The organism is Sediminimonas qiaohouensis DSM 21189, assembly GCF_000423645.1.
GTDB lineage: Bacteria > Pseudomonadota > Alphaproteobacteria > Rhodobacterales > Rhodobacteraceae > Sediminimonas > Sediminimonas qiaohouensis.
In genome coordinates this window covers 1-2365 of sequence record NZ_AUIJ01000060.1, presented here as the reverse complement: position 1 = coordinate 2365, position 2365 = coordinate 1, and the positions used below count along the sequence as shown (strand labels likewise).

2 protein-coding genes are annotated in these 2365 nt (G+C 56.7%); both read right to left on the bottom strand.

The features are described 5' to 3' along the window. Positions 1 to 69: 69 nt before the first annotated feature. Entirely contained in the window at positions 70 to 1167 is a 1098-nt protein-coding gene (locus G568_RS20120) for a site-specific integrase (RefSeq protein ID WP_084627480.1), read from the bottom strand. Between the two features lie 350 nt (positions 1168 to 1517). Beyond that, positions 1518 to 1880, bottom strand: coding sequence for a hypothetical protein (locus tag G568_RS0117610; RefSeq protein WP_157084469.1), 363 nt, complete (start codon positions 1878 to 1880; stop codon positions 1518 to 1520). Positions 1881 to 2365: the final 485 nt, after the last annotated feature.

The following is a 2365-nucleotide window of genomic DNA, read 5'->3' as shown; positions in this document are numbered from 1 at the left end:
ACCGCGCTCGGCATACCCATAACTGAGCCCGTAGGATGAGTCTGTCTGGGGAAAGGGGGCGTCTGGCCTTCAACCAATTTGTGCAACAGAGTCCATTTTGTTGGCCACGTTGACAGCCGTTTTCACGTAGTCGGGATGGTGGTGCGCGTAATACTTCTCGAGCGTGTCCATCGTTACGCCAAAGAACCCGGATACGTGCCAGACATTCGCGCCGCCCTGCATGGCCCACGTAATCGCCGTGTGTCGTAATGTGTGAGGCGTAACCTCAGGCATCCCGGCGATCTCACGGATGGTTTCCCAATCGTTCTTTATGCCTGCAACGCGATGTCCTTCGATCTCGACCACCCATTTCGCACCGCTCTTTTGCCAGCGCTCGAAATGGCGGAGCAGCCGTTCCGGAATCGGAACGGTTGGCGCATTCTTCCTGGTCTGCTTTTGGGCATTCCCCTTTCGGTGAAGCTTTGCGGTTCGGAAATCTACATGGCCACCACAAAGGTGAGGAATGAAACCGAGACCAAGTATCACCGATTTTCGGGACCCAGTGTAAAGAGCCGTTAGAATGAAACTCGCAAGGTATCGTGTCCTGGGTGATTTGCGTGCCGCACGAATGAGCCGGGCTACCTCGTCGCGAGTCAACCACCGATCCTTGGCCGGCGGAGCCGGTGGCAACGTAACTGCCGGTACTGAAGTCAATAGACCCTTTCGACCACACAAATTCAGCGCCGCGCGAAGGCAACCAAGTTCTCGACGGATTGTCCCGTCGCTGACTGGACGCCGCCGGATTTCGGCTTCGGGAGGATGGTAGCCCTCGCGCATATCTCGCGCGTAAGCATGACAGGAATTTTCGTTGACATCAGAGACCGTACGGCCTGACCACCACATGCTCAAAGCATCGATGGCATACCCAATTCGCTCCGGGTTTTCCGTATTCTCGGCCCGTTCTGAGCCATATGTGAACAGCGCATCTGTGACCAAGTAATTTTCCGATGAAGCCGCTTGCGGCTTGTCTCTTTCGTTCAAGTAGATTCGGAGCGCCGTTTCAGCTTCGCTGAAATCCGTTGTGCCTGTTGAGTACTCTTTTCCGCCGTCGCGGATGACGTAGACCGCTCTGCGTTTGTTCTTTGCTTTCCGGAAATACAGGCGTGCGCCTTTGGATCTTCTCGGCATGCTTTCACCAATTCTGTAAGAGAAGATTTCTCGAGACGGGTTGTTCGTTTCCCGATTTTCACGAGGAAGCCGTGTTCCTCCGCCGACTCCAGCAACTCCGTTGCTGGAACGCCGAGTTTTTTGGCCGCGGCCTTTATTGTGATGAGTTCCGGAATGGGCATTCGTTCTGATCGATCTTGAGTTGCGTTGCGCGGAGGCTCAGGGCGCCCGCAAAAGGGAGGTCGATACTTCCTGGAAAGCCCGGCAGTATCCCGGAACATGGTTTAGTGACGTCGAGGCTTCGAGAGGTATCGGTGCAAATTCGCTGGTCCGAAGCTCGAGAAAATGCACCGATACCGGAGGGCTTAAGCTCAGCCGAATGCGCGCTTGAGATCACGTTCGAGGTCGGTGAGTCGGGCCGCATGCCAGCGCAGGGCGGCGTCGAGTTCAGGCGCATCGTATGCGTGATCGATGTATTTGGCAGGGGTGCCGAGTGCGCCGAGAAGCTCATCAGTACACGCCCGCACGCGTGCCATGAGTTTTCTTGCATCGTCTCTCGAAAGTCTCTTGGAAGTGAGATCATTCAGCATGCGATACTCACCAACGTCCTGTATTCCTCGGACTTGCCGGAAGAGAGCGTCCAGGCTGTCTCCCTCTTTGGAAAGGTGGTGATGAAGGCGATCCTGCACGGCTGTAGGATTGATACTGTGAAAGCCAGGGATAGTGATGTTCATGTTCAGAACCATCCGCGAACAGCTCACCGCAAGAGCGCGGCGATTTGAAAGGCTGGCGCGGTCAGACACCGCCCGGGCAGGAGAGCCGGACGGTGCGGGTTATCGCGCAGGACTACGCGATGCCCCTGTGACGAGGTGCCGGCGCGGTGGTGGCGTCCGCGCAATTAAGGGCATCCCGTAACTCGTCTGTGAGCAGACAAACCTTTTCGACAACAGGGTCGCCGGGGTCGATCGCTGCGAAACGTGCAGCCTCTTCTCGAGAGAGATCATCGACATGCTCCAGTGACAGTATTTCGAGGAGCCGCCGGAGCGCTGTCCTCGTCCCTCGTCCGAGATGATTGCTCCTTTGGAGCGCATCGACGATGGCATAGACCAGCGTAGCGCCTCGCGGCGACTCTGTTGCACAAATTGGTTGAAGGCCAGACGCCCCCTTTCCCCAGACAGACTCATCCTACGGGCTCAGTTATGGGTATGCCGAGCGCGGT

Excerpts from the sequence above, each read along its gene's own strand:
- G568_RS20120 (WP_084627480.1), bottom strand. The coding sequence starts at position 1,167 with ATGCCGAGAAGATCCAAAGGCGCACGCCTGTATTTCCGGAAAGCAAAG.
- G568_RS0117610 (WP_157084469.1), bottom strand. The coding sequence starts at position 1,880 with ATGAACATCACTATCCCTGGCTTTCACAGTATCAATCCTACAGCCGTG.